Below are 229 nucleotides of genomic sequence, written 5' to 3'. Positions count from 1 at the left end.
CCGTAATATCCATCAAAGCAATGGTTGACGCCAGAGCGCTGCCCTTTAGCATAAAGATAACTTCGTTACTGTAAGCGGGAATCACAATGCCAAAAGCACGCGGTAAGGTAATACGAGTCAGCTTCTGCCATTTTGACATCCCAATCGCATCAGCAGCTTCGAGCTCGCCCACGGGAATGTTTTGAATCGCGCCGCGAATGATTTCTGCCAAATAAGCGCTGGTATTGAG

General features: G+C 48.5%; 1 protein-coding gene. It reads right to left on the bottom strand.

What is annotated here, in order from left to right:
• A partial coding sequence (locus AAEY98_RS22755; protein WP_351019926.1) for an ABC transporter permease subunit occupies positions 1–229 on the bottom strand: 229 nt, incomplete at both ends.

It is taken from the genome of Shewanella sp. AC91-MNA-CIBAN-0169 (genome assembly GCF_040310165.1).
Lineage (GTDB): Bacteria > Pseudomonadota > Gammaproteobacteria > Enterobacterales > Shewanellaceae > Shewanella.
The sequence above is the reverse complement of the archived record's forward strand: the minus strand, read 5'-3'. Positions and strand labels throughout refer to the sequence as shown.